The 2,183-nt window shown below is 68.7% G+C and carries 3 protein-coding genes; all 3 read left to right on the top strand.

The genetic code is table 11. The annotated features are described in order from the left end of the window. Nucleotides 1-238 (top strand): cupin domain-containing protein (locus AC04L7_RS17140; protein ID WP_475513503.1); only part of this gene is annotated, 238 nt, incomplete at its 5' end. 54 nt (nucleotides 239-292) lie between these two features. Continuing rightward, a complete protein-coding gene (gene pyrH, locus AC04L7_RS17145) occupies nucleotides 293-1,018 on the top strand; it encodes a UMP kinase (protein WP_475513504.1) in 726 nt (241 codons plus the stop codon). A gap of 108 nt (nucleotides 1,019-1,126) precedes the next feature. Further along, the gene (locus AC04L7_RS17150; protein ID WP_299342802.1) at nucleotides 1,127-2,068 is read left to right on the top strand and encodes a cation diffusion facilitator family transporter; all 942 of its coding nucleotides are present in this window, start codon (nucleotides 1,127-1,129) and stop codon (nucleotides 2,066-2,068) included. Nucleotides 2,069-2,183: the final 115 nt, after the last annotated feature.

Consider the following 2,183-nt stretch of genomic DNA (forward strand, 5'->3'; position numbering starts at 1 on the left):
GGACGAGCGCTTCCATTGCGGCGTCTGGGAAGGCAGCGTCGGGGCGTGGCGCGTGCAGTACACCGAACACGAGTTTTGCCACCTGCTCAGCGGACGCGTGCGCCTGCGCGGCGACGACGGCAGCGACGTGCTGCTGGAGGCAGGCCAGAGCTTCATCGTGTCGGCCGGCTTCAGCGGCACGTGGGAAGTGCTGGAAACCGCGCGCAAGCTCTACGCCATCTACGAACCCGGCGACTGAGACGGGGGCACTCGGCTAGAATTGCCGCGTTTGCCCCCACGCCGAGAGATCCCCATGCCCGCTCCCCTCGTGTATCGCCGCATCCTGCTCAAACTGTCCGGCGAGGCGCTGATGGGGGCCGAGGACTACGGCATCGACCCCSCCGTCATCACCCGCATCGCCCGCGAGATCATCGAGGCGCGCGACGCCGGCGCCGAAGTGGGCCTGGTGATCGGCGGCGGCAACATTTTCCGCGGCGCCGGCCTGGCCGCCGGCGGCATGGACCGGGTCACCGGCGACCAGATGGGCATGCTGGCGACCGTCATCAATGCGCTGGCCATGCAGGACGCGCTGGAAAAGCTCGGCGCCAAGTGCCGCGTGATGAGCGCCATCAAGATCAACGACGTCTGCGAGGACTACATCCGCCGCCGCGCCATCCGCCATCTGGAAAAGGGCCGCATCGCGATCTTCGCCGCGGGCACCGGCAACCCCTTCTTCACCACCGATTCCGGCGCTGCGCTGCGGGCGATCGAGATCGGCGCGGACCTGCTGCTGAAGGCGACCAAGGTGGACGGCGTCTACGACAAGGACCCCAGCAAGCACGCCGATGCCGTCCGCTACGATCAGCTGACCTACGACGATGTCATCGCGCGCGACCTGCAGGTGATGGACACGGCGGCGTTCGCCCTGTGCCGCGACAGCGACGTACCGCTGCGCATCTACGACCTGTCGGTGCCCGGCAACCTGATGCGCATCCTGCGCGGCGAGCATGTCGGCACGCTGGTGAAGGGCCGCAACTGACTGACGGGCGCGGCCCCGGTGGCCGCGCCTTTAGGCCACGTCGGGCACGTGGGACGCGATCGCCCTTGTAATAGTGTTCGCACAGGGCCGCAGGCACCCTAGTCCGCCATGGGACACGCACATCACCACGGGCACGGGGCGCACGCCCACCCGCAGGCTTCGGCCACGCGCACGTTCGCGTGGGTCACGCTGATCAACCTCGCCTACACCGCCATCGAAGCGGGCTACGGCTTCCACACCAATTCGCTGGCGCTGCTGTCGGATGCGCTGCACAACCTCGGCGATGTCCTCGGGCTCGCCCTGGCCTGGGGCGCCGCCGCCCTGGCCGGACGTCCGCCGCGCGGACGCCACACCTACGGTTGGCGGCGCGCGACGCTGCTGTCGCCGCTGGCCAACGCCGTCCTGCTGATGGTCTTCTCGGGCGCATTGGGCTGGGAAGCGTTCCGACGCTTCAGCGCGCCGCCGGAAATTCCCGCCACACCGGTCATCGTGGTCGCCTCGCTCGGCATCCTGGTCAACCTCGGCGCCGCCTGGCTGGTCAAGGACGGCCACCTGCACGACCTCAACAAGCGCGGCGCTTTCCTGCACCTGATTGCCGACGCCGCCGTGTCGCTGGCTGCCGTGCTGGCTGGCGTCGGCATGGCGACCCTGGGCTGGGCGTGGCTGGATCCGGCTACCGCGCTGCTGATCGCCGTGGTCGTCGCCGTCGGGTCGTGGGGGCTGCTGCGGGCCAGTTTCGACGCCGCCATGGACGCGGTGCCGGGACACGTGGATCCTGACGAGGTCCGCGCATTCCTGCAGGAACAGACCGGCGTGTCGGCTGTGCACCACCTCCACATCTGGTCCCTGGGCGCCAACGAGATCGCCCTGACCGCGCACCTGGTGCGGGCGCGGGACGACGACCACGACGCGTTCATCGACGCCACGGTGCATGCGCTGGACCATCGCTTCGGCATCAACCACGCCACGCTGCAGATCGAACGGGGCGCGGGCTGCGGCCACGATCTGCATGATGCGGCACCGCATCATTCGCACCGGACCGGCCCCTGACGGTCGGCAACGGGGCCGAATCGCCCTATAATCCGTCGTTTACAGGCTTTGCAACGGAAAGGGCGATGCTCAACGACATCAAGAAAGACGCGCAGGCGCGCATGACCAAGAGCAT

It is taken from the genome of Pseudoxanthomonas sp. LjRoot204_2 (assembly GCF_056175765.1).